Below are 1,121 nucleotides of genomic sequence, written 5' to 3'. Positions count from 1 at the left end.
AAAAGGGTTTCGCTCATGACTATCGGGAATATGAAATTGTACGAAGAAGTTTATCTTAAAAGCTACGTTTACCACCACCTTCGACGAAGAGCCTTATTTATACAGTATTATTTGATATTTCCGAATATCAAGGAAAATAGTGAAATAATTTTGCGCGTTTATACACGTACTAATTCATATAATTCATTTTTATCAATCAGTTATGTGTTGACGACTTGAGATAATAGGTTTGGAAAACGCGCATGCGCGTTTTTCTAGATGGTATATTTAGCAAAATGCTGATAAGTTCATTACATACAGATAGTTAACTGTGCGCGTTTTCACTGGTCCAACGAGGTAAACGCGCATGCGCACTAATAAAATGTTATGTTTACGGAGTTTATCAATGAAGTTTTATGTTTACCTTTTCACAGGTCTTTTTTTCTTAAGTGGTTGTGTATCAAATAATATTGAACGTGCTAAAAGTATTACTTCAAATGAGCCAATATTAGTTTTATCTCAATTTCCTGATGAGCTCCAAGTTAAAACAGTAGGTTTTACTGCTTTTGGCAACGATTTATTTTATAAAGAGATTAATGATTGGCATCTCAATGATTATGTGGAAAATAAATTTGAGTCATTAATATCATCAGATTATAAGGTTTTAAAAAATCCTGAGTTAAGATTTAAAGTAGCGAAACCGGATTACAATTACTTTACTTTAGAAAAGTACCCTCTAAAAAGTAATGAATTAACTCAGTATGTCCAAAAAAACAATGTCAAATATGTTCTATTAATTAGCCCTATGAAATATAAAGCAGATCCGTATTTTGGTACGAACCAACATATAAATGACTTTGGCGTATATCAAGGAAAGCAAACAATAGCTTTTCTCCAAATGCACTTCTGGTTATATGATGCTATAACTGGAAATTTTGTTGCCAGCGGCGGCTACGGTGGATATACAGATGAAGCCCCTTCATGGATAGGCTCGAGTAATTTGTACCTGTCAAAAAAGCTTACTTCTAAAGATGATATTGATTTAAAAGTAAATTCTCAAATTGAAAGTAAAATAAAAGGGTTGTTTGATACTTTACTTACAAGAAATGTAGGCGCTCTTAAATTAAAAACAAGCAAGTAAA

Annotated in this window: 1 protein-coding gene; it reads left to right on the top strand. The window is 32.1% G+C overall.

The window, feature by feature from the left end; genetic code table 11:
• Positions 1-385: 385 nt before the first annotated feature.
• A complete protein-coding gene (locus tag L876_RS0116325; RefSeq protein WP_028764770.1) occupies positions 386-1,120 on the top strand; it encodes a hypothetical protein in 735 nt (244 codons plus the stop codon).
• Position 1,121 lies beyond the last annotated feature (1 nt).

It is taken from the genome of Shewanella colwelliana ATCC 39565, from assembly GCF_000518705.1.
GTDB classification, from domain to species: domain Bacteria; phylum Pseudomonadota; class Gammaproteobacteria; order Enterobacterales; family Shewanellaceae; genus Shewanella; species Shewanella colwelliana.
Note: the sequence above shows the minus strand (reverse complement) of the source record. Positions and strands in the feature narration are given on the sequence as shown.

Bases quoted from the DNA above. Each gene is read 5' to 3' on its own strand.
- L876_RS0116325 (WP_028764770.1), top strand. From the start codon at position 386: ATGAAGTTTTATGTTTACCTTTTCACAGGTCTTTTTTTCTTAAGTGGT.